The following is a 303-nucleotide window of genomic DNA, read 5'->3' as shown; positions in this document are numbered from 1 at the left end:
CGCGGCACGGTCTCCGGCATCCTCCAATGCGGCTATCCGGCCGGCTATCTGCTCGCCGCCGTCGTCTACGGACTGCTCTACGGCCAGAAGATCGGCGACTTCACTGTCGGCTGGCGCGCAATGTTCTTGCTTAGCTTCGCACCGGCGCTGATCGTGCTTTTCATCCGCTCGCACGTGCCGGAATCGCCCGCTTTCGTCGAGGCCCGCCAGCACGTGAAGCCGGGACTGCTCGAAACGCTGCAGAAGCACTGGGGCATCGCGCTCTATGCCGTGGTGCTGATGATGTTCTTCAACTTCAGATCG

Annotated in this window: 1 protein-coding gene; it reads left to right on the top strand. The window is 62.7% G+C overall.

Translation table 11 applies throughout. The features are described from left to right. The coding region (locus EN859_RS36870; protein ID WP_135913726.1) for an MFS transporter at positions 1–303 on the top strand (303 nt) is incomplete at both ends.

Source organism: Mesorhizobium sp. M00.F.Ca.ET.216.01.1.1, from assembly GCF_004010325.2.
Lineage (GTDB): Bacteria > Pseudomonadota > Alphaproteobacteria > Rhizobiales > Rhizobiaceae > Mesorhizobium.
This window is presented reverse-complemented; position numbering and strand designations above follow the sequence as displayed.